At 47.4% G+C, this 26851-nt stretch carries 33 protein-coding genes and 1 tRNA gene; 10 read left to right on the top strand and 24 right to left on the bottom strand.

Going from position 1 to position 26851, the window contains the following annotated elements:
* Positions 1-13: 13 nt before the first annotated feature.
* Complete coding sequence (locus ACFSUF_RS19145; RefSeq protein WP_377605497.1) at positions 14-397, bottom strand: YciI family protein; 384 nt, start codon at positions 395-397, stop codon at positions 14-16.
* Positions 398-579: 182 nt separating this feature from the next.
* Between ACFSUF_RS19145 and ACFSUF_RS19140 the strand changes: the two genes are divergently transcribed.
* The gene (locus ACFSUF_RS19140; RefSeq protein ID WP_377605495.1) at positions 580-1941 is read left to right on the top strand and encodes a dicarboxylate/amino acid:cation symporter; all 1362 of its coding nucleotides are present in this window, start codon (positions 580-582) and stop codon (positions 1939-1941) included.
* Between the two features lie 76 nt (positions 1942-2017).
* Here ACFSUF_RS19140 and ACFSUF_RS19135 read toward each other — a convergent pair whose 3' ends face one another.
* Positions 2018-2965, bottom strand: a complete 948-nt coding sequence (locus tag ACFSUF_RS19135) for a helix-turn-helix transcriptional regulator (protein ID WP_377605493.1) — start codon at positions 2963-2965, stop codon at positions 2018-2020.
* Positions 2966-3081: 116 nt separating this feature from the next.
* Here ACFSUF_RS19135 and ACFSUF_RS19130 point away from each other — a divergent pair, with 116 nt between their 5' ends.
* Both ACFSUF_RS19130 and ACFSUF_RS19125 read left to right on the top strand, forming a co-directional pair.
* Positions 3082-3504: a VOC family protein gene (locus ACFSUF_RS19130; RefSeq protein ID WP_377605491.1), complete on the top strand. Its 423-nt coding sequence runs from the start codon at positions 3082-3084 to the stop codon at positions 3502-3504.
* 43 nt (positions 3505-3547) lie between these two features.
* On the top strand, positions 3548-4447 hold the full coding sequence (locus ACFSUF_RS19125; protein ID WP_377605489.1) for a DMT family transporter: 900 nt from the start codon (positions 3548-3550) through the stop codon (positions 4445-4447).
* A gap of 268 nt (positions 4448-4715) precedes the next feature.
* Here ACFSUF_RS19125 and ACFSUF_RS19120 read toward each other — a convergent pair whose 3' ends face one another.
* Entirely contained in the window at positions 4716-5255 is a 540-nt protein-coding gene (locus ACFSUF_RS19120; protein WP_377605487.1) for a hypothetical protein, read from the bottom strand.
* Positions 5256-5357: 102 nt separating this feature from the next.
* Positions 5358-6209, bottom strand: a complete 852-nt coding sequence (locus ACFSUF_RS19115; protein WP_377605485.1) for a sulfurtransferase — start codon at positions 6207-6209, stop codon at positions 5358-5360.
* A 203-nt stretch (positions 6210-6412) separates the two neighbouring features.
* Between ACFSUF_RS19115 and ACFSUF_RS19110 the strand changes: the two genes are divergently transcribed.
* Both ACFSUF_RS19110 and ACFSUF_RS19105 read left to right on the top strand, forming a co-directional pair.
* Positions 6413-6559 (top strand): hypothetical protein, encoded by a 147-nt coding sequence (locus ACFSUF_RS19110; RefSeq protein ID WP_377605483.1) that lies wholly within the window; start codon positions 6413-6415, stop codon positions 6557-6559.
* A 43-nt stretch (positions 6560-6602) separates the two neighbouring features.
* Positions 6603-7100 carry a GNAT family N-acetyltransferase gene (locus ACFSUF_RS19105; RefSeq protein WP_377605481.1) on the top strand — a complete coding sequence of 166 codons (498 nt, stop codon included), beginning with the start codon at positions 6603-6605 and terminating at the stop codon, positions 7098-7100.
* A gap of 59 nt (positions 7101-7159) precedes the next feature.
* On the opposite strand, the gene ACFSUF_RS19100 is transcribed toward ACFSUF_RS19105, so the two are convergent.
* From ACFSUF_RS19100 to ACFSUF_RS19090, 3 genes are all read right to left on the bottom strand, one after another.
* Positions 7160-8242 carry an HD-GYP domain-containing protein gene (locus ACFSUF_RS19100; protein WP_377605479.1) on the bottom strand — a complete coding sequence of 361 codons (1083 nt, stop codon included), beginning with the start codon at positions 8240-8242 and terminating at the stop codon, positions 7160-7162.
* 91 nt (positions 8243-8333) lie between these two features.
* On the bottom strand, positions 8334-8852 hold the full coding sequence (locus tag ACFSUF_RS19095; protein WP_377605477.1) for a DNA-deoxyinosine glycosylase: 519 nt from the start codon (positions 8850-8852) through the stop codon (positions 8334-8336).
* Entirely contained in the window at positions 8849-9142 is a 294-nt protein-coding gene (locus ACFSUF_RS19090) for a hypothetical protein (protein WP_377605475.1), read from the bottom strand. Before ACFSUF_RS19090 ends, ACFSUF_RS19095 begins: the two co-directional genes overlap by 4 nt.
* 177 nt (positions 9143-9319) lie before the next feature.
* Here ACFSUF_RS19090 and motA point away from each other — a divergent pair, with 177 nt between their 5' ends.
* Positions 9320-10120, top strand: a complete 801-nt coding sequence (gene motA / locus ACFSUF_RS19085; protein ID WP_377605473.1) for a flagellar motor stator protein MotA — start codon at positions 9320-9322, stop codon at positions 10118-10120.
* Positions 10104-10907, top strand: a complete 804-nt coding sequence (gene motB, locus ACFSUF_RS19080; protein ID WP_377605471.1) for a flagellar motor protein MotB — start codon at positions 10104-10106, stop codon at positions 10905-10907. The genes motA and motB overlap by 17 nt, the downstream gene beginning before the upstream one ends.
* 97 nt (positions 10908-11004) lie before the next feature.
* On the opposite strand, the gene rluF is transcribed toward motB, so the two are convergent.
* The 3 genes from rluF to ACFSUF_RS19065 all read right to left on the bottom strand — a co-directional run bounded on the left by rluF (position 11005) and on the right by ACFSUF_RS19065 (position 14810).
* Positions 11005-11715: a 23S rRNA pseudouridine(2604) synthase RluF gene (gene rluF / locus ACFSUF_RS19075; protein ID WP_377605470.1), complete on the bottom strand. Its 711-nt coding sequence runs from the start codon at positions 11713-11715 to the stop codon at positions 11005-11007.
* A gap of 110 nt (positions 11716-11825) precedes the next feature.
* Entirely contained in the window at positions 11826-12413 is a 588-nt protein-coding gene (locus ACFSUF_RS19070) for a guanylate kinase (RefSeq protein ID WP_377605468.1), read from the bottom strand.
* Positions 12414-12542: 129 nt separating this feature from the next.
* The gene (locus ACFSUF_RS19065; protein WP_377605466.1) at positions 12543-14810 is read right to left on the bottom strand and encodes a PAS domain S-box protein; all 2268 of its coding nucleotides are present in this window, start codon (positions 14808-14810) and stop codon (positions 12543-12545) included.
* Between the two features lie 283 nt (positions 14811-15093).
* Between ACFSUF_RS19065 and tadA the strand changes: the two genes are divergently transcribed.
* A complete protein-coding gene (tadA, locus tag ACFSUF_RS19060) occupies positions 15094-15591 on the top strand; it encodes a tRNA adenosine(34) deaminase TadA (protein WP_377605464.1) in 498 nt (165 codons plus the stop codon).
* Here tadA and ACFSUF_RS19055 read toward each other — a convergent pair.
* Entirely contained in the window at positions 15588-16418 is an 831-nt protein-coding gene (locus tag ACFSUF_RS19055; protein WP_377605462.1) for an SDR family NAD(P)-dependent oxidoreductase, read from the bottom strand. The genes tadA and ACFSUF_RS19055 overlap by 4 nt on opposite strands.
* Before the next feature lie 169 nt (positions 16419-16587).
* Here ACFSUF_RS19055 and ACFSUF_RS19050 point away from each other — a divergent pair.
* Positions 16588-16660, top strand: a tRNA-Arg gene (locus tag ACFSUF_RS19050).
* A 294-nt stretch (positions 16661-16954) separates the two neighbouring features.
* Here the strand turns inward: ACFSUF_RS19050 and ACFSUF_RS19045 are convergent.
* The 5 genes from ACFSUF_RS19045 to ACFSUF_RS19025 form a co-directional block, all read right to left on the bottom strand.
* Positions 16955-17506, bottom strand: a complete 552-nt coding sequence (locus tag ACFSUF_RS19045) for a peptide ABC transporter substrate-binding protein (RefSeq protein WP_377605460.1) — start codon at positions 17504-17506, stop codon at positions 16955-16957.
* Positions 17507-18147: 641 nt separating this feature from the next.
* Positions 18148-18438, bottom strand: a complete 291-nt coding sequence (locus ACFSUF_RS19040; protein ID WP_377605458.1) for a hypothetical protein — start codon at positions 18436-18438, stop codon at positions 18148-18150.
* 91 nt (positions 18439-18529) lie between these two features.
* Complete coding sequence (locus tag ACFSUF_RS19035; RefSeq protein WP_377605456.1) at positions 18530-18916, bottom strand: hypothetical protein; 387 nt, start codon at positions 18914-18916, stop codon at positions 18530-18532.
* Between the two features lie 164 nt (positions 18917-19080).
* Positions 19081-19314: a hypothetical protein gene (locus ACFSUF_RS19030; RefSeq protein ID WP_377605454.1), complete on the bottom strand. Its 234-nt coding sequence runs from the start codon at positions 19312-19314 to the stop codon at positions 19081-19083.
* A 187-nt stretch (positions 19315-19501) separates the two neighbouring features.
* On the bottom strand, positions 19502-19996 hold the full coding sequence (locus ACFSUF_RS19025) for a hypothetical protein (protein ID WP_377605451.1): 495 nt from the start codon (positions 19994-19996) through the stop codon (positions 19502-19504).
* 622 nt (positions 19997-20618) lie between these two features.
* Between ACFSUF_RS19025 and ACFSUF_RS19020 the strand changes: the two genes are divergently transcribed.
* The gene (locus tag ACFSUF_RS19020) at positions 20619-21461 is read left to right on the top strand and encodes a hypothetical protein (RefSeq protein ID WP_377605448.1); all 843 of its coding nucleotides are present in this window, start codon (positions 20619-20621) and stop codon (positions 21459-21461) included.
* A 39-nt stretch (positions 21462-21500) separates the two neighbouring features.
* Here the strand turns inward: ACFSUF_RS19020 and ACFSUF_RS19015 are convergent, their stop codons facing one another.
* The 8 genes from ACFSUF_RS19015 to ACFSUF_RS18980 are packed head-to-tail and all read right to left on the bottom strand — an operon-like array spanning position 21501 to position 26841.
* Entirely contained in the window at positions 21501-22151 is a 651-nt protein-coding gene (locus ACFSUF_RS19015; protein WP_377605446.1) for a peptidoglycan recognition protein family protein, read from the bottom strand.
* Positions 22148-22603, bottom strand: a complete 456-nt coding sequence (locus ACFSUF_RS19010; RefSeq protein ID WP_377605444.1) for a phage holin family protein — start codon at positions 22601-22603, stop codon at positions 22148-22150. Before ACFSUF_RS19010 ends, ACFSUF_RS19015 begins: the two co-directional genes overlap by 4 nt.
* Positions 22604-22634: 31 nt before the next feature.
* A complete protein-coding gene (locus ACFSUF_RS19005; protein WP_377605442.1) occupies positions 22635-22856 on the bottom strand; it encodes a hypothetical protein in 222 nt (73 codons plus the stop codon).
* Position 22857: 1 nt separating this feature from the next.
* Entirely contained in the window at positions 22858-23268 is a 411-nt protein-coding gene (locus ACFSUF_RS19000; RefSeq protein ID WP_377605440.1) for an XkdW family protein, read from the bottom strand.
* Between the two features lie 12 nt (positions 23269-23280).
* Positions 23281-24816, bottom strand: a complete 1536-nt coding sequence (locus ACFSUF_RS18995) for a C1q-like domain-containing protein (RefSeq protein WP_377605437.1) — start codon at positions 24814-24816, stop codon at positions 23281-23283.
* Positions 24817-24821: 5 nt separating this feature from the next.
* Entirely contained in the window at positions 24822-25364 is a 543-nt protein-coding gene (locus ACFSUF_RS18990; protein WP_377605435.1) for a putative phage tail protein, read from the bottom strand.
* Positions 25357-26412 (bottom strand): baseplate J/gp47 family protein, encoded by a 1056-nt coding sequence (locus ACFSUF_RS18985; RefSeq protein WP_377605433.1) that lies wholly within the window; start codon positions 26410-26412, stop codon positions 25357-25359. Before ACFSUF_RS18985 ends, ACFSUF_RS18990 begins: the two co-directional genes overlap by 8 nt.
* Positions 26413-26841, bottom strand: a complete 429-nt coding sequence (locus tag ACFSUF_RS18980; protein WP_377605431.1) for a DUF2634 domain-containing protein — start codon at positions 26839-26841, stop codon at positions 26413-26415.
* Positions 26842-26851 lie beyond the last annotated feature (10 nt).

The raw sequence follows: 26851 nt of genomic DNA, 5'->3' as shown, positions 1-26851 counted from the left end.
TCGCTAACTTCGTTTAAGCTTCCGGAGTAGAAGTCTTATAATAATGAATCGGCCGGATTTCAATCCTCCATCCAAACCTCTCACCGGCATCCACCTGCACGGCTGGATGCAAAGATGCCGCTCGGGCAGCTTCTTCCATATCCTGCGCTTCAATAATGAACACACTGCCGATCATTTCCTTCGTTTCCGCAAAAGGGCCGTCCAGCATCCTTACTTTTCCGTCCATACGATGCAAAAGCCTCGATTCTACATCCAATCCAGCATCGATAAGGACCTGACCGCTGTTATAGAACTCCTGAAGATGCGGCTCACATTGGCTCATGGCCTGCTCCACATCCTCCTTCGGGCTGGCATCCATCTTGTCCCGGTCAAAATAACCAATACATAAGTACTTCATCTTCATTCCCCTTCCCATTCCGAATTAGAGGTGTTTATCCCTTTCAACTATACGACGAACAGCAAGACAAAGGATCGACAAGTTATATATTTTTGGCCAGTGTTCTTATTTGACGGTTCCAGACATATGTTTTTGGTAAATACAAAACCTACTAAATTCATGGGGATATGAGGTGATTTGGAATGGGAGATGTAAATAACAATCTGCTTCAAGCGATTCAGACTAACGGGTACAGCTTTTTGACGTCAATTCTGGTTTTCGGGCTATTGTTTTACTTGGCCAGAAAACGTGTCGGCTTCGGCACGCGGGTTGCATTGGGGCTGGTGCTGGGTGTGCTGGCAGGGCTTTTGTTTCAACAGATTGACTACGATACTAAAGGAATTACTACCTTCGGCAGCATCTATGTCAGCCTTATCAAAATGCTCGTCATCCCCCTTGTTTTTGTCCTGGTCCTGAACAGCATTGCCTCTTTAACAAGCCTCGAGTATCTGCGCAAAATCGGACTAAAAACGTTCGCCTGGTTTCTAGGAACGACTGCAGCAGCGTCCATCATCGGTCTAACTGTATCCCTCCTGATTCAACCGGGGAGTGGTCTACAGCAAGAGGTTCCTTCCAACTTCGAGGCCCGGGAAATTCCGTCATTCTCCCAAGTCATCCTCGACCTTGTTCCCTCCAATCCTATCAATGAAGCTGCAAATGGCAAGGTAGTGCCGATTTTGATATTCGCGCTTTTCCTGGCGGTAGCCATAGTTAAAATTGGATCCAAAAATCCCGAAGCCATCAAGCCCGTTCGCGACCTTATCGCTTCCCTGACACAGGTACTCCATCAGGTGATCAAAATAGTAATCAGCCTGACTCCGTACGGGGTTTTCGCCCTGATTTCCGGGATTACGGCAAAATACGGCTGGGAAACCCTACAAGAGCTGGGCAGTGTCATCATTACTTCATATGCTGCTTTGCTCATTCACTTTGTATTGGTATTCGGGGGACTGGTCTTACTGGTGGCCAGAGTGAACCCCATTCGTTTTTTTCGCAAAATCTACCCGACGTTGGCCGTGGCCTTCAGTACCCGCAGCAGTTATGCCACTTTGCCGGTGAATCTGGAAGTAATCACTAAGCGGCTCCATGTTTCCCCGAAAATCGCCAGCTTTATCGCACCGTTGGGGGCCTCAGTCAATTTTAACGGTTGCGGAGGCGTGTGGCCTGCCGTTGTGGCTGTCTTTACGGCACAAGTCTTCGATGTAACTTTGACTTCGACGGACTACATCGTCCTCGTTCTAATCAGTGTTGTCTCCTCCATCGGTGTAGCCGGCGTTCCGGGTCCTGCTGTAATTTCCACCACTGTTGTCCTGACGGCATTAGGTCTTCCGTTAGAGGGAATGGCTATTGTGGCAGGTGTAGAAGCTCTGATCGACATGGGGCGTACAGCTGTGAATGCCACGGGCACCACAGTAACATCCCTTCTCGTAGCTGCCTCGGAGGATGAATTTGACCGGGAGGCCTTCAACACCAGCGAGGACGCGAAAGAAATCGCCGCATACTAAACTAACCTGCAGATAAAGAACGTCCAATTGCCGCTATGGCACACGGGCGTTCTTTTTTGTCGTTGTGCTGTCTTTTTCACCGGTACTGCTCCAATAACGACGATAACTTGTCCCGAATGGCCTCTTGCAGCTCCTCCGAGTCTTTAAGGGCAACCTCTTTACCCAATCCAATAAAAAACTCAGCGAAAAAAGGAAGATCACCGCCGGAAATGTTCATTTCCAGCACTCCCGTACCGTCCTCCCTTACCTGCAAAAGAGGGGAAGCAAGCCACCGCTCCGCCTCGCATCGCTGCACACCGGTCCGCGTCAGCTCGGCGTAAATACGAATTGTGCCTTGAAGCTTTTCCTTGCTGCCCTCATCCGCGAACATGCTGCTCAGGTCCATCGGCTCTGTTCCCGACTTGTCCGCTTCCGCATGGCTGATTCGATCACACCGGAACACTCGAAATCCCTGCCTCAGGAAACAGTACGCCTTGCAATACCAAAATCCGTTGTGCGCATAAAGAAAAGCGGGCTGAATCCGGCGCGGGCCCTCTCCCTCCTCTTTTGACGTGTAGATCACCTCCAGCACTTTCCCGTTTACAGCAGCTTCCAAAAGAATGGCCAAAAAGGGAGCATCGGCATGCCTGGTAGGCGTTATGAAATCTACCCTGTGCTTCATGCTGTCGATCCGGTCCCGCACGTCCCCGGGCATGTGAAGATAGAATTTGTTCAAGGCCGATGCGGATTCCGCTTCAAACGGCAAGGAAGAATAGTGGCGCAGCGAATGCACCGCAAAAAACATCGAAACCGCCTCCTCCTCCGTAAACGCAATCGGGGGCAGCACTCTCTCCCTTACTACCTGATATCCTCCATGCGGTCCTACCTCCGAGTACAACGGCACCCCAAGTTCGCCGAGCTCCTGCAAATCCCTTAGCATCGTCCGCTTCGAAACTCCAAACTCATCCGCTAATTCCTGTACCTTAAAACGCCGTTTCCGATTGACCGTCATCATCAGTTCCATGAGCCGTTTCGCTTTTGACATGGCAGGTTCACTTCTTTCCATATTCATGACAATACCTGTCACCATTATAAGATACAATCAAAATCAATCCCAGCCCAACCGGTTGGAACCTACTATGAATAAGGAGCTGTTACTTTATGGCAATTCAACTTACCCCGTTTATTCTTTTGGATGGAAAAGCAAAGGAGGCGATTGCGTTTTATGAAAAAGCGCTTGGAGCCCAGGTTCTGTTCACTCAGACTTATGGGGAGGCCCCGGACAGGGAAGAGCATGCCCTTCCCTCCGATACGAAAGACCGGCTGGCTCATTCCGTCTTAAAAGTCGGCGGGGCCGACCTGTTTGTAGCAGATTCACTTGCCCCGACCGGCAACGAGGGTGCTGACCGCGTTCAAATTTGCATGACAACGCCGGACATTGCTGCATCCCGGCAATATTATGAGGCTTTACAGCAAGGAGGCCGGGTGGTGTTCCCTCTCCAAAAAGTTCACTTCAGCCCAGCCTACGGTATCGTAACGGATCGGTTCGGCGTTACTTTTCTTATTTTTACACAGAGGCCTTGAGCGGTATGATGGAACTGCAGGAGTGCAGCTGTGCGCCGTCAATATGAACCGGATCAAAATTCACTTGATGCTGTTGGGGTTCTCCGTTTTTACGGGGGCCTCTTTTAACCTTGCCAAATATACGGTAAGCTGCTTTTCCCCTTTTACCGCGGCGGCTTGTCGTTTTGGGCTGGCTGCTGGGGTTTTGTTGCTCATTTTGGTGATCACCAAGAGAATGGACTTCTCCGAAATCAAAAGAAATGCCGTGTGGTATCTTGTGCTTGGAGTTGTGGGCATTTTCGGGTTTAGTGCCTTCTTTTTTGTGGGGCTGCAATACACTTCCTCGGTAAATGGAGCATTGATTATGGGGCTGAACCCTATACTTACAATGCTCTTAGCCAGGGTCCTTCTTAAGGAGCGCATTACAGCATCCCGGACTGCCGGTGTGGTTTTGGCGTTCCTCGGCGTGACCCTTGTGATTTCGCAGGGTTCCTTGCAGGTGTTAGACTCGTTGACTTTCTCCAGGGGAGATGTGCTGATTCTGTGCGGCAATGTGTGCTGGACGGTTTATGGCGTTGGCGGGCGCCGTTACATTCGTACCGGTTCTCCTTTGTCCACCACCGCCTACACGATGATTGTGGGAGCTCTTTGCTTGCTGGCCGCCTCCTTGTTCACCACAAACCCGGTCCCTTTGCCTGACATCCCTCTAAGCGCTTGGGGTGCGATTGCCTTTATGGCCTTGTTCACAAGCGTATTGGGCTACCTTTGGTGGAACAAAGGGATTCGCGAAATCGGCGCCGGCCGAACTTCGCTGTTCTTTAATCTCGTGCCGGTGGTAACGATGGCGATCTCCGCTTTGTCGGGTGTGCCTGTGTCAGGGTATCAAATCACGGGAGCGGTTTTGGTTATTTTCGGGGTGCTGACAGCTTCGGGAGTGGTGCGGGTTCAGTCACTTGTAAAATGAGCGGAGCACCCAACTCCTCTCTTGCATTCCCGCGCCATTTTGCGGCATAATCAGGATACAGCACAAAAGTGAGTGGTAAAGCTTGCCCCGCTTCCTTTCCAACGGAGAGGAAACGGGGCTTTTGTTGTTTTTAACTAAATAGGTAGAGGTGATAGCAGCGGCTATGGGGTTTCAGTTGGAACACGATCTATGGATAAGCAGTCATCTGAAGCGCAGAAAAGGCGGGTGTCTTGATGCTAAGAAATCCAATTGCTCCAGCTGACATATTTTATTTTGAATATTTCGATAATAATTCCATTTCCATATTCAAATCACTTACTTTTATCCCACTATATTCATCTTCTTTTAACGGGTAAGTGTTCTTATTTAACAAATAGTTTTTTAATTTCAGGAATGTAGTCAACGGGAACTCATAGTCCCAATTTTCTTTGTATCCCACGATTCCATTTTCTTTGATTAAAGTATCCACTTCCATGATGATGGCTTCCAATAAAGAATCATAAGGGCACTCAGTATCGATGAAATCTTCATCATCCAAGTCCTCATATTTGACTACGACATGTACCATTCCATTTGATCGTTTAGTGATACTCCAAGTTATCATGAACGGTTCCGTGCACCACTGACATCCGTCTGAACTTAAGACTTCCTCTGTTGGGACGCAATTTGGGTTAATGCGTAAGAGCGCTGTAAGCAAATCACGTAATGAGTCCGTTACATAAGTAACATTAGAAGATAGTCTTTGGGAGTTAATTTCAATACAAAAATCAACAGTCCAGCGACCGTGAAACTTATATCCAAACTTCATGTCTCTTCCACCCTTGTTGATTTCGTGTTGACTTTAATAAAAAAAAACAGAGCGGCGGTGGTAATCTCACCGTGCTCTGAGAATATCTTTCGCAAATTGCTATTAACCTTTTCGTTCCTCTTCTTCACCCACCGCCACCGGATTCCCCTCATAGGAAATCCAATCGCTCCAGCTCCCCGCGTACAACTTCACACTCGTGAAGCCCGCTTCCCGCAGTGCGAGGACGTTCGGCGTGGCCGTGACGCCGGAGCCGCAGTACACGATGATCTCCGCATCCTGCGGGATCCCGTCAAAGCGTGCGGCCTGCTCAACCGCCGGCTTCCATGCGCCGCGCGCGTCCAGCGCATCCTTCCAAAACCGGTTCACCGCCCCCGGGATATGCCCCGCCACGCGGTCGATCGGCTCCACCTCGCCGCGATACCGCGCAGCCTCCCGCGAATCGATCAGCACCGCCCGATCCGTGCCCAGCGTATCGCGGACATCATAAACTTCAGCCAGCATGCTATGCTGAACCGTCGCGATAAACCTCGCAGGCACGACTTCCGTCTGCTCTTCAGTTACAGGCAGCCCCGCTTGTTTCCAAGCCGTAAAACCTTCATCCAGCACATACACTTTCTCATGCCCTAAATAGGTCAGCAGCCACCACAACCGGGAGGCCATAGCCCCGCCCTGATCGTCATAAGCTACAACGATAGACTCGTTGCCAATCCCCGCCCGGCTGAACGTCACCGAAAGGTCCACAATGTCCGGCAGCGGATGGCGCCCTCCATGCTCTCCTACAGGGGCGGACAAATCCTTCTCCAAATCCAGATAAACGGCACCCGGTATATGAGATTCCTGATATTCAGTGTGTCCCGATTCCGGTTTCCCCAATTGAAAGCGGCAGTCGACGATCACGATTCCGGGTTGCTGCAGTCTTTCCTGCAGCCAGGCCTGCGGTATAATTGCGTTCATTCTATTCACGTATCCTTTCGTCCGACAAACCCGCCACACCACAGGGCCCGCTGTCGGTATCCGTATATTTGCACCTATTATACCACGCCTCACTCCGCCTCCCAAACGCTCAATTCCAATAGAATCCAATCATTTCCCACCGCATTTTACTAACAATTATCCTGTACGATGATCCTATGAAAAAATTAGACGAGGTGTTATTCATGGTAAAATGGTTCAAACGCTCCCAGCAAGTTGCCGCCGCTTCTGAGGTGCAGCTGGCTTCCGTTGAAGAAGTGGCCAGCGCCGTAGTCCAGCTAAGAACGCTTGCCGGTGAATTCAACGTAAGTGTCAGCCGCTTTGTGGTCTGATGCGCTCCCGCTTCGACTTACAACAACGAAAGGATGTTTCTTTGTGACATCGATAGACCCGCCTTTTGATGCGCCTGCTTTTCTGTTCCGGCCTATGACAGAGGTTGACGGAAAGGACATTTCCGCTTGGCGCTATGAACCGCCTTACGATATTTACAACACTATGGCGTGGGACGAAATGAAAGAGCGCCAGTATGAATTCGCGGACCCGGACATCCGCGCCGCCCAATATCTATCCGTTACGGACAGCCAGGGAGAGCTCATCGGCTTCTGCCAGCTCTTCCCCATGAATGGCCTTACTAGGCTCGGCCTGGGACTCCGCCCCGATCTTCGGGGCAAAGGCTGGGGCAGCATCTTCACCAGAGCGATTGTCCATGAGGCGCTCCTCCGGAATCCTGACCATGAGATTGATCTGGAGGTACTTGCCTGGAATGAACGGGCGATCAATACCTATCGCAAGACAGGCTTTGAAATTACCGATACGTATGAACGCAATACGCCGTCGGGCCCCGGACTGTTTCACTGCATGGTATATACCTGAAGGAATGAAACACATATAAAACGAAGGGCTGGCGCCAAGGCGCCAGCCTTTTATCAACTTTATAGGGTCTTCGATATCGTATAACTGTACTCCTCATGCAAATCAATCTCATAAGGCTCCGCCGGCTCCGAACCGTCAGCTTCCTTGATCACTCTCACCGTCGGACGCTGCACCGAATTCGGATTAACCGATGAGACCACCGCCGTTTGGCCAGTGTTCAACAATACGGTAGAAGCAACTGGATAAATGGAAATATGACGGCAGAATAACCTCACCAGGTCCACATCGAAATACTGGTTCCCTGAAGCAAACAGAAACTCGATCGCTTCACTCGGGGTATACCGTACCCGATGCGTCCTCGGCGAAGTCAATGCGTCATATACGTCCGCAATGGCAACGATTTGGGCATATTCGTGTATCTCTTTCTGCTGCAGCCCTCTAGGATATCCATGTCCGTCAAACCGCTCATGGTGCTGCAAAGCGCAATGGGCCGACAGCAAAGATACGTCAAATTGGCTCCTCAGCAGGTTAAAGCCGTCCTCCGTATGAAGCTGGACTCTCTTGCGCTCCGCTTCCGTCAGCGGCCCGTTCTTGTTCCAAATCTCCTTCGGAACGCTGGTCATCCCGATATCGAACAACAAGGCGCCCACCCCGAGATCGGACAACTGGCTCTGATTATAGCCTTTGGCAATGCCGATAATCCCCGCCAGCACGGCTACATTGACGGAATGGTGAAACAGATACCCCTCCATCGTATGCAGACTGGACAAGTTCACCAGCACATCCTTGCGGGTCGCCAAATCCTGAAGGATACTCCCGAACACAGTACGGAACGTGCTTCCGATTTCGGGAACCGCCGCTCTTCCCTTTACGTTCTTCATATCCATCAGGCCGGTCATGGTTTTGTGAACCGCTTCCACGGCTTTCTTTCGGGTCTCGTCCCGGACAACCTCGTCCGGGATCAAGTCCATGGTATGCTTATCTTCAATGTAGATCATGTCGATGCCAAGGTTCCCCAGGCGCTGGATAAACCGGTCGTTTAACTCCACGCCGGTTCCCAACAGTACATTGCCGTTCTCCATAAAGATCGGTTTTGCCAGCCTCTCTCCTGCCTGCACAGAAGATATATGGACTTTTCTCACCAAAAACCCCGTCCTTAGTCTGCTAATTAGCTACATCTTACCAAAACCTTAAAGAGAAATCGATCATTTTTGTGACCAAAGACGCAGAGGATTATCGAGAATTGTCGAGAACCTCTTTAATCAACTGCCATTTCTCCATTTTGGCGTCAAAAGGAACCGTATGGGCGGGGCTGGTAGACGGAAGACAATACATCCGGTAAGGCTCCTCGCTCACAGGCCGGGCCGGCAGGAACACCAGTTTGCGGAACAGCTGGTCCGCCTTGCTTCCGTTAAAGAAGACGTGCCTGATACCATGGTCCGGCTGTTGTAGAAATGCGGGTAAATCGTTCGCTTCCGGTTCGCGGATGTCCGCATCCAGGCTGCCTTCCCGCTCGCATCCATGCAGTACGTCCCACAGTGCGATGCCATGGTCGAGCGCAAACCGCAAACGTTCCTCATACCCGGCATCCGGCGTGCGGCCGAACAGCGCATAGAGGATCTGCCAAAACTGATTACGGGGGTTAGCGTAGTATTGCTGATTTTCCAAAGACTGGACGCCAGGCATCGTTCCCAGTATCAGCACTTTGCTGCGGGAATCCCATACCGGCGGAAAGGCTGTAACTTGTGTCAAACCAGCTTCACCGTCCGGACGACACGATCGTCCACTTGGATCTCGATCAGATGAAAATCCTTGTCATATAGAATCATCCCTGTACCCACAGGAATGGGCTGTCCTGCTCCAAGGCCGTAGAATACATCGTCCGCGAGTGCTTCAAGGACCTCGCCCCGCTCTTCTTCATTTAAATTTTGCCATTCTTCCGAGTTCATCTCAAAAAATTCGTAAAACCTGCCGATATCTTTAATAGCGTCCATTAATTCGTCTATGATCTCTTTGTACGGGCGGGCATGCTTTACTCCCAATTGAATCGCTCCTTCAAGTTTCATTTCATTGATGCATTGATCCTTACTCTTACTATACTAAACTGTATAGAAGTTCGATAGTATCTATAGCATATTGCGCAAGAAACAGGCTTGTCGCGATACTTCTATAAATTGGATTTAAACTACATATTCTATTCTAAGATTTAGAGGTGTGCGATGGAGAAGTCAACATTAATAGGTATTTTTCTAGGTATTTTTGCAGTAGTGGTAGGGATGCTCTTGAAGCATGCGCCTCTCAGCAGCTTTAACAATCCGGCCGCTTTCGTCATCATTATCGTAGGTACGTTCGCTTCGCTGTTCATGGCCTTTCCTATGTCGGAAATCAAGAATTTCCCTAAGCTGCTGGGACTCGCTTTCAAAGGACAGAAGCTGCTCCCTAAGCAGGATATCATCCGGATGTTCATGGAATGGGCGACCATTACTAGAAGAGAAGGGTTACTGGCGCTGGAGAGCAACGTGGATGAAATCGAAGACACGTTTCTCCGCAACGGGATGCGCATGATTATAGACGGGAACGATCAGGACTTTGTGCGGGACGTACTGATGGAAGACATCTCCGCAACCGAGGAGCGCCATAAAGCGGGGGCGCTGATTTTTTCGCAGGCCGGCATGTATGCCCCTACGTTAGGTGTGCTTGGTGCGGTTATCGGTTTGATCGCAGCCTTGGCGGATATGAGCGATATGGACAAGCTGTCCCACGCGATCGCTGCCGCTTTTATGGCCACGCTCCTCGGTATTTTCACAGGTTATGTAATTTGGCACCCGCTTGCTACAAAATTAAAGCGCCTCTCGAAGAAAGAAATTGAGCTTAAGATCATGATGGTGGAAGGCCTGCTCTCCATTCAATCAGGCGTTTCTACGGTAGCGATTAACCAGAAGCTGTCCGTCTTCCTGTCGGCTGCCGAGCGCAGAGCCATGTCTGAGAAGGAGGAAGTGTCCGGTGAGCAGAAAGCATAGGAAAGAGGAACACGAAGAACACGCTGACGAGTCCTGGCTCATCCCTTATGCGGATCTTCTGACGCTGTTGCTTGCGCTGTTCATCGTTCTTTTCGCTTCCAGCCAAGTGGACAGCGCCAAATTCGAGGAAATGAGCAGGGCCTTCAGCATCGCGTTGAATCCCGGCAACGGCGTCTTGGACAGCCCTACGATGATTAGGGATGGAGAAAGCCAGCTCCGCACGAAAGGCGACGACTCCGATAAGAAAAAGAACGAGGACCAAGCCAAGTTTAAGAAGGAAACAGAGGAACTGGAGAAGCTGAAGCAGAAACTGGATAAGTATATTAAACAGAACGGCCTCACTTCGCAGCTCGTCACCAGTTTGAATCACAGCGAACTGATTATTCGGATCAGCGATAATGCCCTTTATCCGTCAGGCAGCGCAACCGTTAAGCCGGAAGCGCGCAAGCTCGCCGCCGCCATCTCGAATATGCTGGGGCAGTATCCGCAATATGAAGTAATCGTATCAGGCCACACCGACAATCAGCCCATCAGTACGGCGGAATTTGAGTCGAATTGGGATTTGAGCTATAAGCGGGCATTGAATTTCATGAAAATATTACTCAACAACTCCAAGCTCGATCCAAGGCAATTCAGTCCGATCGGGTATGGAGAATACCGGCCGATTACTTCCAACGACACCACATTAGGAAAAGCGAAGAACCGGCGTGTAGAAGTATCCATCATCCGGAAGTTTGTCGAAGCAGGTGTCGCACAGGAGACTCCTACTTCCCCGGCAACCCCGTAATGAAGCTTAGGCATCTATGAGAAAAGGCGTGCAAGCCGCTCCATCAGGAGTACTTGCACGCCTTTTTGTTCGCCTGTAATAGAAGATACCGTCCCTGTTACCTCAGACTCGGATCCGCATAACCGATCTCCCGGAACAGTTCCTTCTTTTCCTGCTCTGTCAGATCCCGCCATGATCCCACTTTCATATCGCCCAGCTTAATATTCATAATTCTCACCCGCTGCAACTTCCGCACCTCATAACCGAAAGCCGCACACATCCGCCGGATCTGCCGGTTTCGCCCTTCAGTCAGAATGATCCTAAACATCCTGTCCGTAATCCGGAACACTTCGCATGGCAGCGTCAGGCTGCCCAGCACCTTAACACCTTGCGACATGCCCTGCAGAAACGAAGCTGTAATGGGCTTGTCCACAGTTACGATATATTCTTTCTCGTGTTTTCCTTCGGCTCTTAATATCAAATTCACGATATCCCCGTCGTTGGTCAGGAGGATCAGGCCATCGGAGTCCTTATCTAAGCGCCCGATGGGAAATATCCGTTCCCGATGCCCGACAAAATCCACGATATTCCCTTTGATATGCCGCTCTGTCGTGCTGGTAATCCCCACGGGTTTATTCAGAGCAATATAAACATGCTTGCTCTTTTCACTGATCGGTTTCCCGTTCACGCGGACGTCGTCGCCCTCTTCGGCCTGACTGCCGAGCTCGGCCTTCTTGCCGTTGATCGTAACCTTGCCCTCGGCCACCAGCTTGTCCGCTTCTCGTCTGGAACAGTATCCGGTTTCACTGATAAATTTATTTATACGCAACGTGCGTTCCTCCATCCGGTGCTTCTTTTACTTATTACCTTAGCATACCCGTGCAGCCATTTCCAATGAGAAACGGGACTCTCCGCCCCTCCCGGAAAGTCCCTTTCGCGTTAATCTTTATCTATTAAATTACGGGCAAGGTAAGACTCCAGTACATTCGTCAAGGCAAACATCGTATGGGCGGATTCAAAATTTTCAAATGCATGCTCGCATTCGCCCTGGTACTCCATCTCTTCATCATAATAAGCCATATGGCTGTTTACGGCTTCTTCCGGATCTCCCCGTCCGATCAGGCGGGTACGGACCCGCTCCCGGTCCGCATAGATGAACAGCCGGATGACCCGGTCCGGATACAGCCTCTTCAGAAGGGCGGCCCCCATAGAGTTTACTACGACGTAGACCGCGACATTTTGCTCAAGAAGGCGCTCAAGATCCTCTCCCTTAATGCCATATCTATGTCCGAAAATTTCCGCTGCCTCTAAAAACTCACCCCGGCCCTCGGCCTGGGCGAACTCTTCTTTGCTGATAAAATAATAATCTTCCCCGTCGTTCTCTCCCGGGCGGGCCGGACGTGTCGTATACGAAAGAACTTCTTTCAGGCCTAATGTGCTCCCAGCCATATCCGCCAGCGTTTTCCGTCCGGAACCGTAAGGTCCGGTAAAGGCGATGATCTTCCGGTTCTCTCTAGGTTCATTCATCGTATAACCACTCCTCTTTTGCAAGATAAAGGGTATGCCCGCTGCCTCCCGTGCCCTATGCCACTATGCCTATTCAGAAAAGCCTTATTCTATGCCCGGGCGCCCTGCAAGTACCGCCCCCGCTGTTCGTCAAAACGTGAGCGGAAGCCTGATCTCCACCGTAGTGCCCTCGCCTACTTTGCTGCGGATATCCATAGTCCCATGATGATTCTCGATAAGCCTGCGTGTAACCATAATGCCCAAACCGGTACCGTTATCTTTTGCCGTGTAGAACGGTGATCCTACATTCGCCAGCTGCTCCTCAGGAATTCCGATTCCCTCGTCAATGAACAGCAAACGGACGCGGCTTGACCCGTCTTTTCCCAGGATGATCGTAATACCGCCGCCTTGGGGCATCGCTTCAATCGCATTTTTGAGAATGTTAATGAATACCTGCTTCAATTGGTTCTCTTCGCACTTAATGAGCGGGAGATCATCATCCTCTTCGATCCGGAACACAATATTGTCTAAAATCGCCTGCGGGGCCAATAGGGAAACGACACTTCGCACAATGTCCCGCACGGATCTCACTTGATAATTGACAGCCTGGGGCTTAGCCAGCACCAAAAATTCACTTACGATAAAGTTAATGCGGTCAAGCTCCGAAAGCATAAGCTCGACATGCTCCGACCGATGATCCGATTGATACCTCAATAGCTGGACGAAGCCTCGAAGCGTGGTCAGCGGGTTACGGATTTCGTGCGCTACACCGGCTGCCAATTGCCCCACAACCGTCAGCTTGTCCGATTGACGCAGAAGCTCCTCCGTCTTCCGGTGCTCCGTGATATCGCGGGATATGCCGGATAGTGCAATGATATCGCCATTTTTGTTCCGGATGGGGGATACTGTTAAGCTGACATGGATCAAGGTCCCGTCCTTGCGTCTCCGTACCGTTTCAAAGCCGCTGACTTGTTCTCCCGCCAACACTCTTGCATGAAGCTCATCGGACTCGGGAATCAGTTCTTCCGGGATAATCGCAAGCCGCTCCCCTATAGCCTCGTCAACCGTGTAGCCATAAAGTTCTTCAAAAGCCTTATTGATGCGGAGAACCCTATTGTCAAGCTGAGTCACATCCACGGCATCGGACGTATGGTTAATGAACGATTCCAAGTACTCCTGGGTCGCTTTCAGCTCAGTCAACGCCTGCTCTACCTCTTCGGCATAACTGCCCAGCCTCTTGGACATGGTATTGACGCGTACTGCGAGTATCCCCAGCTCGTCCCGGCGGGTAACCGGCGCACGCTCATCAAAATTACCCGCGGCTACCCGGTTCACCTGGTTCAAAATATTTCTCACCGGCTTTACTATCCAACCGGCCATCCAATAAACGCCGACGAACAATACAAATAGCAGAATAAACGAGAAGGTGATGGACGTCCCGGTCGTGTAGTCGAGTGTCTCCTGGATGTGGCTGTAGTCCATCACCAGGCCGACAACACTAGGAGTTTTGCCTTGAATCGGATAAAAGCTCTTGATGACCCGCTTGCCTTCCAGCAGGGCATCATAGATTACAGGTTTACCTGTCTCATATGCCTGTTTAACGGCCTTTACATCTCTAAGCGGATTGGCGTATATGTAATCTCCGAAATAGATCGGCCTGTTCTTATATTGAAGCGGAAGCAAGTCCTGTTGGGGCGGTACTGTATTGTTCTCCTGAAAAATCCGCGGGTTAAACACAGTTAACCCTAAGAGAGAAGGGTTGTTGATTTGAGATTTACGGATAATTTCTTTCGGACTGTTAAAAAAGCCATATTCCTGCATATTACTTTGGACATCGATGGACGGGTTAATGACATAGTCCGTCGTTCCGTCATAATAATAACCGTACTTATCATAGCCGTCGTCCACCTTGGCCTTACGGTTGAAGGACCCCGACCAATAGGGATTAGCTGTTCCGTTGGAGAGTACATCGAAGCCGCTCCTGCTCATACCGGACATAAGTTTATACCAGTAGTTCAATGTATCCGGTTCAATTTCCATAAGTCCCGAATCGGTAGATTTCAAGAGGAACTGCTGCTCTCCCGTCTTTTTGAAAAGAAGTATGTTGGTGATTCCGAGAAGACTTGCTGCCTGGCGCAGCTCCTCATCGGTAACATCCTCAAGCTTCGGATTTAATACATGGGTTAAAGCAATAGCCGAGATCTTCAGCCTGTAATTCATTACAGTTTCTACAAATTGGTTGCTGTCTTGCCAATGCTGGAAGTCAATACTGATCTGACCGGAGGTTAACCGCATTTGGTTTTCCAGTTCTTTGCGCAAAATATCACGGGCAACAAAATAATTCAGCAGGTTTACCACAGCAAAAATAACCGTAATAATAAGCACAATGATAACTGCAAGCTTCGATTTAATAGACACGCTTTCCCCTCCTGCTAATATTGTACTGGACGATTTTGGTACTGCCAAGCACAAACTGATTCCGAGGTTGGGGATAGGTGGATAACTCTATTGCTTTTCTTAAAAAAATAGCCTAAACTAAGGCCTGGCCTAACTGTGCACAGTGTGTATAACATGTTAATAAAGTTCTGTTTACTGTGAATAATGAGCGTGGAGAGCATGGATTTTTCAACACTTATCCACAGGTCTATCCACAACATGTTAACAAGAATAAATGTTCGATGCGGCTGGACGGAGGAAAGATATGCATTCTATAGAAGAACATCAGCAATGGATGCGGGAGGCCCTTGCGGAAGCACGCAAGGCGGAGGCGCTAAGGGAGGTTCCGATCGGAGCCGTCGTCGTGAAAGACGGTGTCATTATCGGTCGCGGGCATAATTTGCGGGAAACTACATTTGATCCTACGGCGCATGCCGAGATGATCGCCATTAAACAGGCGTCGGAAGCATTGGATGCCTGGCGGCTTCTGGACTGCACGTTGTATGTCACCCTGGAGCCCTGCCCGATGTGCTCCGGGGCCATAGTTCAATCCAGGCTCCCGGTGGTCGTATACGGCACAGCTGACCCAAAAGCCGGCTGTGCAGGCACGCTGATGAATCTGCTGCAGGAACCCCGCTTCAATCACGAAGCGGAGGTGGTCAGCGGTGTCCTGCAGCAAGAGTGCGCGTCGCTGCTCACGGATTTCTTCCGCCGGCTGCGCGGCAAACCGCCGCTTGGGGCGGAACGTGAAACAACCCCTTAAGCGAAGTAAGGGGTTGCAGCGTGCGCAAACGCCGCAGCAGGTGCGGGCGGCGTGACAGCCATCCCGGGCGACGACGCGGCATAGCCGCCGTCCACCGGGACGCTCGCGCCGATGATGAACGACGCATCGTCGCTCGCGAGAAACAGCACCGCCCTGGCGACCTCCTCCGGTCGCCCCAGGCGGCCCAGCGGAAGCGCCTCCTCCATCCGGAGGCGCTCCGCCCCGCTGCCGGCGGCTAGGGCCGGTGCGGGCGTCTCGACGTACCCTGGGCATACCGCATTGATGCGGATGCCCTCCTTGGCGTACGTGACGCCCAGCGAGCGGGTCATGTTCACCACGCCGCCCTTGGCGGCGAACGGTGAACCCCCGCCCATAGGCCCGCCCGCGCCGCCGGCCGCGGTCAGGGAGGCGGCGTTGTTGACGATCACGCCGCCTCCCTGTTTCATCATCTGACGGATGGCGTATTTATCCGTCAGAAACACCGCAGACAGCCCGGCGTCCATGGACGACGCCCGCTGTTCCTCCGCGTCCCCGGGCCTGGCCGGATAAGAAGCCGTCCCCGGGTTCGCAAAGAGCACATCTACGCGGCCGTACCGTTCCACGGCCGCTTCGATCAGATACCTTACATCGCTCTCCTTTGTCAAATCCGTGAGAACGAAGGTCGCTTCCCGGCCTTCCCGGACTAACTCAGCGGCCACGGTATAGCCTTCTCCGGAAGAGTCCGCTAACACCACTATCGCCCCTTCATCAGAGAACAGTCGGACTGTGGCCAGTCCTATACCGCTGACGCCTCCGGTTACAATTGCTACTTTATTTTTTAATTTCATATTTTTACACCTCTGCCCTAAAAACATTATCCTTTATATATACCCTAACTCTTCCAAAGTTTAACAGTTGCGGCAGAACGATTTTTTCATAGGGACTATAGAGCTAGGGCGAGGCGTAAACCGGGACGGTTTTCTAACTTGCGCATAATATGTTATACTAAGGGAACATGTCTCCGTAGCTCAAACGGATAGAGCAACCCTCTCCTAAAGGGTAGATATCGGTTCAATTCCGGTCGGGGATGTTTTGGAAAACCTTTATTTTTAAAGGTTTTCTTTTTACTTTATTAGGGTTTTAAACGAACATTTTGGGAACCTACAGAAGAGTTTCGTCCCCAGTTCGTCCCCATGCATTATTATACGTACTAAAAAATGCTCACCCCCCAACAAGGGAATGAGCAAATTGTTTTTTTAAATATATGGCTATGTTTAATTTTTAGTGTTAATTTTAACCAAAAATATAACCGCCCCATAAGGCGCGGTTTATTAAGCTATAGTGTCCCGTTAGTTGAACAACGTTATTTTATGTCTAACGAAAATCAACTCATCCAGGTATCGGATGCTTTGGTAACTTGCCATTTGTCGTCTAAGAATTCTAGAGTGACGGATGTTCCTATCGCACCTTTTGCAGACTTGAATAAGGAACCTTCAATAATAATTTTATTTCCCAAGATTTCCGAGTTCTCCACTCTGAGCAAGATGCCCTCAAGAGAGCGAGCATCCTTCACTTGACCTTCTTTTTCCAATTGTTCTAGGGTGATATCCATTACGTTCACATCGTATTTGCTGAAATGACGTAAAACCTGCTCTTTATCTCCTTCCGATAAATCCTTCAAGTTACTCATATCGATGGCGATATATTTCATGTTATCTGTAAGTCCGTCCCCAAGCGGTAGGAACGCGTCTAAAGCAAGTCCATAAATTTCCCCCATGTCGGTTTCCAATGCAGAATCATCCGACGCAACAGCCGTTTCCACATTGGTGATGATTTCATTATCCGTACGAATCGCAGTATCTTCTCCATCGATGTTTTTGGCACAGGCGGTTAGCAATGCCAGTACAATGACCAAAAGCGTTAAATTGATTTTCATTTCATAAGCCCCCTGTATGTGGTACTTCATTCATAACTAAAGACGAAGGCACAACTATTAAAGTTGCGCTAATCTGCCCGTTACTTCAATGAAACCAGGGAGCAGCTGACGGCAGCCTCGTTAATTTCCTTTATTTCGTTCTTCGTTAGTGGATTGATCGTTATACATTTGATACCGTTTCCCCACAAATCTGTAACAACAAGATTAAAGGAAACCGATGATCGCGGTAGTCAGCAAGAGTGCTACTAGGACGCTTATCGCAATAAGGAAAGTTTTACGACTCCGGCTGAACGTATAAACGAGTAAATAATACAAGCCAAACAAAAGCGTACCTGCTATAGCCAGTATGATGCCGAATGCGGTAGCGAGCCCACTGAAATCGATAAAGCCTTCGCTTTTCTTCCCACCAGTCAAGATCGATAGGAGAGGACTAAAACCAACACATACAACACAATGGCGACGGAATATTTCTTCTGCATACTGCTCCTCGCTTTCGATGGGAGCGGGAGACACGAATGGCCTCCCGTTTAGGATTAATTAAACAAAACTGCCCATTAGCCTAACGAGGTCGCCTACATATACGTGGCAGCTTCGTTAGTTTCCTTTATTAAGCTATCGTTCCCAGTTAGTTGAATGACTTATTAAGTTATCCATTCGTCTTCATTAACATTATGGCTTAGTTTAGCACTCACGACTGCATCTTCTAGCGTATCGAAATCAAAATCGCCAATGACTTCCCAATTCAAATCACAAGAAAAAAGATAATATTTTTTACTACCTTCGTACCGACAAATTGCCATTGCAGTAATTGGAATTTGGTCTAAGAGTTCTTTATTGTCATTCAATATTCCCACTACCCCAAAGTGGTTTTCCAGAGAATTTGATGTGTGTCGAATTACCTTCGCACCATCCAATTCAGTAGGAATCAACATTATCACTCCCTCCTATCTATTGCTGTAACCTGCCCGTTACTTCAACAAAGGCTGCCGTAATATTCGCGGCAGCCTCGTTAATTCCCTTTAATTATATATTCTCCGCATCTATTTCAAAGAAATCGCTCTTGGCTAGAGCAAGAAATTCGGCCAGGGCATTTGGATCTTGCCCATTGTATCCCTCAATAACCCAGCATAATGTTTTATGTGGTTTATTTAACCAAGGTGGATTAGCCTTCGGTATAAAGAATACCGTTAAATCATCATCATACTCTTGATTAATCGCCCATGCTAAAAACTCTAAAGTTCGCCAACCTTCGGGAGTTTCGTCAATTTCAAACTTTAAATACCACGTCCCCTTTTCCCATTGACCTTCTTTTGGGTGAAGGTGCCCGCCACAACTGCCAATCGTTTGAACGCTCTTAAAGGAATTTAAAACTTGAACCAAATTAACTATGTTCTCGTCAATATTATCCATGGGACCACTTCCTAGCGCGTAAGCTGTTCTATGAATCTAGCCCGCCTTTCGGCTTGCCAAGACTTGTATACACATTCGTCGCAACCTTGTTAGTTTCCTTTATTAATCTATCGTGTCCCGTTAGTTCAACAATTCATATAACTTTGCTACATTTTATTCTTGGGTTATTTATAGTGTTGTTTTTTTCGATTAAAAAATATAGCTCTAATTATAGCTACTAAAGACAAAATCAAAGTTGTAAGTGTAAAGAAAACTGTGCCAAGACAGCCCCATATTGCAAAAGAAGTTCCTTCGTCCATCTCAGTTGGGTCGGAATAATAATTGCCTAAAAACCAGCTGACTGCGCAAATGGCTAATAAAGCTATCGAGATTAATAAAAGTCTGTATTTATTAAACACAAAATATCCCCCCAATAAATTAAGCTCACCATTTACACAATACCATAAATTGGAACTATCCTGCCCGTTAGCTTAAAGCACTTTGCAGCAGAAGTATTAACGGTGGGTGGAAGTCATCGCGGGCGCAGCCTGTGGTACTGACTGGTGAATTTTACAATGGTGGGCGATCGCCCCTACCTGTAAAAGTCTAGCTATCAATTTTTCTAAATGGTTTTCCAGTGGAGAGATATAGGATCCCGATCCAGAACACTAAAGAAAGTATGAACGATCCAAGGATATCAACTCCATCAGATTCTCCAAAGTAGGAATTAAACCCTCCAATCCAAGCGGACAAGGCAATAGTTGATATAATAAGTCCTAAAATTCGCCTTCTACGAGAAAACTTATCCATATAATTGATGTTATTCTGAATATTCTCTACTTTTTTATTCATCATTAGTCCGAAAAACAACCAAATCAAAGACGAGAGCATTACAGGCATTAATAGCCACATTCTTATATGCTCATTCTCTTGTTGTTGGATGTATAAATACAAATTGTAAGCGAGAAATGGATAACCAAACCAAAATAATAGATACAAGGTGAACCGGAGATAGTTGCTCATTTTATATAGTCGATATAACGCTCGAAAACCCAAGACGATACCTAAAATAATTACAATTATTATACCGCCGCCACGCATAAAGGAGACCTGCTTTCATTAGAATTTTATTTGCTAACGAATAATTCTCTAATAATATCGATTCACCTTTATTTGTAACTATGCTGTCCGTTAGTTCAACAGTAAGCCATAATCTTTACGTACATATTAGGAGGCGAAGGGGATCGACACCCATTTTGTACGTAAATTTAATCTGGTCTGTATTTCATAACATCTCCAAACTCTTGAACTACATGGTCCCACGCTCTAATTATACCAATACTATTTAAGTCAATTCCGTTCCAAACAATAAAACCTTCTAGCTGCAGACGGTTTAACGCTGTAACAATACCTGATCTTCCCCTACCAGTCTTTTGTTCTAAGAGGGGCATAGTTGGCATGTGTCCTCTTTTTGAAGAAAAGTTTACTAAGATTCTGAGGAGCTTACGTTCGAAGTCTGGTAGCATTACATTCACCCTTTATAAGATCGTATGTTCTATTTTAGATATTTTCTGTGTCGCTGTATAGTAAATTCACAAACGCTTGTGAATTATAATATTTACAAATTAATACACGGCGTGATATATTAGGGAAAATCCGGAAGAACCGGTATTGCCCTAGGAAGCACCTAGGGCCTTTATTATTTTTGCGGGAGTGATTTTGCATGAAACCTTCAATTTATAAACTGTCTGTTGTTTCTGTTTCTTTAATTTTGTCTCTTACATCGTGCATGACATCAAAATCTAGCGCGAATAATTATGATTTTATTGAAGTTAAAGAGAAGTTCGGAGCCTGGCAGGGCGTGGCTACTGATGGAAAAAACATATACGTTACAAGTGATAGAAATGAAGATTTTAAATTACAAAACAGTATAACAGTCTATAATAAGGACGGAAACTATGTCAAAAAAATATATGATGCGTATCAAGGAAAAGATGCTCATGGTCGATTCATGTCATTTGGTGATGGGACAGTTATAAATCATAAACTATACATGACAGTATACAACTTCAATTCTGGTCCGCCAGAAAAAGAGAGAGAGTCACGCATTGTAATTTACTCGTTACCTGAACTTGAAATTCAAAAAGAGATTCCTATAGGTGGGTATTCAGCGGAAGTTGTTACTATGCACAAAGACTCTTATTGGGTGTTCTATCATGACAAAAATGAAGCTTTAATATTGGATAAAAACTACAAGATAAAGAATACAATTCAACTATCTGCGAATTTCGAAAAAGAAGGAGGGTATCAAGGAGCGTTTTGGGAAGGTGATAATCTATATCTTAATCTTCATGGTTCTAATAGCTACGATGACAATGCTTATGCATTTGGACTGGATCATTATAAATTGACGGAATCAGGGCTAAAATACATAGAAAGAATTGTCCCTCCTACTTATGGATCTGGACAAGGCATTGATAAACTAGGGTCAAAGTACTTGTGGGTAGATCGCCCTGCTAATAAGATAGTTCTAACTGATAAAATTGTAACTAAACCAAAACAATAAAAAAAATGCCCCTGAAACAAAATACTCAGGGGCATTTTTTTAAATCAATTTTTGGCCAGCTGCCTTACGTAATTCATTTGCTAAGCGATGAGCTTCAGCAGCACCCCTTTCATCTCCCTTGCGTTTAGCATCTGCAAATTCTGGTTGTAAGAAGTTCTTTATTATTTTCTCTGCATCTTCTTTTTTTAGCATATATTCTATTTCCTCACCTCCTAATTTGGTCCTCACAAGTTCCTTAAAAACTTCCCAACCTTTCCAACTGCCGCCGTCATACATTAGACGCGGGCAAATCTTCCCTGACCAGTCGTAATGTCGGCGTAGCCTGTCTATTCCCCATCCGCGCTCTTTAAGTAATCCGGCTACTACGACAGCTGCGTTATCCAAAGCCTTTTCGTAATTTCCTGACTCGCATATTTCAACGGAAATTGAAGTATAATTTCCTTCCCTTGTTCCTGAATGAAGGGCCTTCTCGTTTAAGGGGATACATTCAATCGCCTGGTTATCATCAACACCTATGTGAAATGATGCTTGTCTGCTGTTGCCCGGGTTTGTCAGCCATTCGCGTTCGTTCTTTGCTGTGCTGGAGGCATTTCCTGTATTGTGAATAGTTATTGTCGTTGGGGCGATGACAACACCCTGGCGGCGGCCTAAGGGTGTTGTCAGAGGGATATGATTAACAGCTATCTTCATTTTGTGAGCCCGCCTTTCCCTTTTAGGACACTAATGATATTTACTAACTGATCTGGTACAGGTAGTTTCATGCGTCCGGCATTTTCAATCAGTGAAATCAGCTCATTTACAATGTAAAAATAGATCGCTCCCATTTGCACTACGTCTGTCTCAAGGGCGACATCGACTTTATGGCATATCAAAATAATCAGCATGATAGTTCCTTTTCGCAACAGACCTATGAATCCCCTCGATGATTGAATTTTCGTCTTATCTACGATGCTTGCGACCATCCCGCTAACGTAGTCTACCCCAATCAGCCATAGCAACAGCTCAAATGGTGCTGACCAGCCGCCATAAAGTGTTGTAACCGCCAAGCCAATGAACCCAGTTACTGCAACGAATGATGCCTGTGCAGCTGCGTAAATGCCCGTCAATTCTGAAGTTATTTTAAACAGTTCTGTTGTTTTCAATATATCTCCCCCTCAAAAATAATAGCTCCGCCTAAGCGGAGCCTTCTGCTGCGGCCGGAGCCGCGTTCTGTTCAGTTAGGTATTGCTGGTACTCGGCTTCCCACGTTGCATCCTTATTCGTCTCGATGAGATAACGGTACGGATCGCGGACCTTAGAAACTGGATACTTGAAACGCCTGCACATTGCAAACCAGTATTTCTGATCATTCGCTGTCCAGTTGACTTGATTGTATGGGTATGGGTACTCGTACATACTATGCGCCTCCTTTTAATGCCGCGATCTCTGCGCGGAGCTCATCAATTTCTGTTCTCATTTGGAATACAAGCTCCAGTGTATATTCATCGATCTCCTGCATGCCCGCAGTGCGCTCTTCATTTGAATTAAGCTGCTCTAGCGTAAACTGGTCAATTTCCTGCATGCCTGTTGTGCGTTCATCGATAATACGGACTTGTTCGGTGACAGGTGGAGGCATCGGCGGTTTGGCAGATTCTGCGGTCAGGTATGCCTCCCATGCTTTGTTTAATTCTGATTTATTAGGTTGCGGTACTGATAGATTCCATGCAGCAATATAAGGACCTTTTTCGTCTCCATCATCCTGCACACGAAAATCAACGAAGGGGTCAGCATCCGGGTAAATAGTCATAATAGCTTTTGCTATATTCATTGAGATCGTCCCCTATCCTACTTTCAATATCTGTAAATGTGTATATAAACCGTCGCCACTGACGTTCCTAGCAACAGAGTTATTATGCTGGCAGTAAAACTCCATCGTGTCCCCTGCATTCAATGCTAATAATTTTGAGGCAGTGACTTGAACATCGGCACCCGTGAGGGAACTATGAGCGGTTCCTGATAAGTTTTGTTGACCATTTAAATTTATTGAGCACCAATACTGTTTTTGCGCTTCTGTATTAGTAAACGTCACAGAATAAGTCACCAAATAAACACCCGCAGATTTTGCGGTAAATTTGCTATTGGATGTGTCCCACTCTGAAAGATGATCTGCAGCTTCGTTAATGAATTGCAACTTTGTGTATATGTTAGGGTTTACCGGTTGAGCTGCTGCAGGAAGAACCCTAACATGACTACGTAAAGAGGTTGTGTTATCACCCCAAGGATTCAACGTCCCTACAGCGCTCACTATAATCCCGCCCTGCGATGCCACTTGAGCCGCTGCTCCCGTTGGGGCAGTAGTGGTATTAAATCCTACATGCGACGAGATTATCGAACTAACCCCGATAACATTTCCCGTTCCGCCTGTTCCGTTGATGAATACCTGACTATAGTAGTTAACCATGATACCACTATTCCGGTTGGATGCAGCTCCACCTGTTATGCGTCCCTGAGATGATGTGAACTCATACCCATGTTGACCACTTGCTACAGCAGATACCCAGCACGAATCAAACAATACGTGAGAGGAATAGACCGAAAAGAATGCGCTCTTTGTTGTTGTCGTTGCAGTGAATCCAATTATCTCAAAACGCCCTTTAGAATGTTGGAAGGAAAAAGAGTTTACATTTGTTGCTCCTTGGGCTGTATTTGCCGATTGGATTACTATACCACCGGCCCCAGCAGTTGTACCTCCATACACAAAACCATAAGCGACGACATCCTCTGGATATGTTCCGGCGGCGACATTAATTGTCACCGGATGATAGAGGATTTTAGGTAGAGAATCGAGCGCTTTTTGGATTGTCCGAAACGCACCTCCGGCGGTATTTGATAGACCATTATTACTGTCATTGCCGTCTGTACGGACGTAATATGTGACAGCAGCAGTTGTGCTGTTTGGTACGTTAGGGGCAATGAAATTACCAGTCATCGTGTCTCCGTCGCGTTTGACCGCATTTTCAAGTGTCGTGCGCGGAGAAGTGTACCAGTTTGCCTTCCCCGTGATCTGCTTAATCATGTTACCAATTTGCCCTAACAGAGATGTTATCCTCGCCGAAGCTGCAGCAGGTACATTGGCATCATTAATAGTGCGGTTACCAATAATGGTATCTGTAGCTGCATCTGCTGCCAAACCGGCGCTAGTGATCTTGGGTCCGTTCCCAGCTGTGCCGTCATGTGTATGACCCGCAGCTCCAAAAGCCGCGTCAAGGATATCTGCATTGTCGTCAATTATCGGTTTGGTGTTAAAAGTTGTGGTGGTCGGGTTGGACCGATCCACTTTATTCAATCCTAAATTTGTAGTCTTTGGATTAGCCAAAGCACTCACCCCCAAGCTAATTTATCAATCGTTGTATTTTCAATTTGCTGAAGCGTCATGGCTTCGACTTCAGAGAGCATCAGGTACCGGTAATTATAAGAAACTAATAAATGTGCAGGCACAATATCGTCTACAGTTCGCTTTAGATCATCAATATTTGGCGGAATCCCAAGTGCGCTGATAAAACGTATCGTGAAGGTGCTGGTCGGTGCATTAAATGAGACATCTACCAGTCCGTTCACGTATGCTTCAGCAACGTCCTTTAATAGCTTTCCTGAGAATTTGCCATATCCACGCATTTTTGAGGATACAATAGCCCTTCGCTGTTCGATTGGTTGATCAGCTGCGGGTGTCGTATTGTATTCTTTTTCCCATATGGGAAGTGACCAAGTGGCTGTTTCAATTGAATCCTGCAGCTTAAGATCTTCTATCTCATCCGCACATTCATCAAATTCAACTGCTTCTGCATTTAATATTTCTTGGATGACTGTGGACTTCCGAATGAACGGCGGAAGTGTCTTTAACATCTTCTCGGATCTGTTAGACACTTATTGTCACCGTCCCAAGTACCGCAACCTCTGTATTGCTAATGGCAATGTTTACGTTCCCACCGTTAATTGTCAAATTAGAGTAGTCAGCGACACCTTCACTAGAAAGGATCGATTGACCAATACGTGCATAACTAACGATGTTTTCTGTGAAAGCAATTTGCTTTAAAAAGTCCGTCAGGCTGTCCGTGATGTTACCCGTTGCTTGCGACAATGTATAGCCAGGAGTTAGCGATAGGGTAAACGAAACATTGATGACCTTGGCCAAAGCACTGCTTGCGGTAACTACTGCTCCAGCAGGTGCTTGCCCGTCACCTAATCCCGTCATACCGGGATCTAAGTATTGCTGGACGGCATTTACAATAGCATTACTCGCTGGTTTTTTATCACTATCAATAACAATGACTTTTACCGTATTAGGCCCATTCCAAATAGGGAATACCCTTGCGCCGCCTACACCTGGAACCTCTTTTGCCCAATTTAAATAATGGGCACGATTGCCACTTGTGGCCGGGGTCCGAATTCGTTCATAGTACCTTTCAATTAAGTCCTCGTCAGTTTCTTCATCGAACCCGTCCTGGGTTGGTGCAGCATTAGATACGGATGTAAATCCTGCAAGCGTAACAGGAAAAAGTGTAATGGTTTCCGCAGGAATGTTGCCTTTAGAACCGGCTTCTACAGCTCGAACGTTTACAGCACCGGTATTAACGATGTTTTTCGTTTCAGTAGCTTCAAATTGGATCTCTCCTTCAGTTTCAAAGAGGTCTCCAACATGAATCGTCCCAGTCCCGGTTAGTGTCACCACACCAACGGCATAAGTAGCACTCTTTCTTGTTAGGCCTGTCCGCTCCCTAACCCTTTCGGTCAACTCATCACCCGATAAATTGTCGATAATACGTTCTTTTTTCGCAGTTTCTATTTCTTGTAACAGATCAGCAACCTGTTCGGCAACAGGAGCAAGTGTATCGTAAGCAAAGCTTCCGGGACGTTTATCTACCTTATCCGAAACAGATGCCAATAGGGTCTTAAGAATTTCATCTTTTCCCACCTAGAACATCACCTCTTCTTTACTCTCACCGTAGATGCTGCTCACGAAAAACTCTGCCGTCATCCGCGATCCTTCTTGGGTAAAGGTGAAGTTTTCAACGGCAATAATCGCGTCGTTTTGTAACAGCGCTTCTTGAATCATTCTCTCGTACTCTGAACGGGAAAGATCCGGATGCAAATTAAGCCCGATCATAGAATGGTGCTCACTTCCGTATCCTGTACCAGCATAAATACCTTCGTCTTTTTTGGTACGGAGGGCCTTTTGAATCCAGATTTTTATATAGTCTAATCCGGTAAGCTCTACCAGTTTCCCGTCCTTTAGTTTGAAATCATTTTTTTCAAAATCCCAATCGTAAATCATATGGACGGTATTTGAGGCCGTAGTTTCAGGCACTTCATATTCCAGTTGTGCAATTTCAGGGAGAGACATTAGTCCCGAC

The organism is Paenibacillus gansuensis, from assembly GCF_042684925.1.
GTDB lineage: Bacteria > Bacillota > Bacilli > Paenibacillales > DY6 > Paenibacillus_N > Paenibacillus_N gansuensis.
Note: the sequence above shows the minus strand (reverse complement) of the source record. Positions and strands in the feature narration are given on the sequence as shown.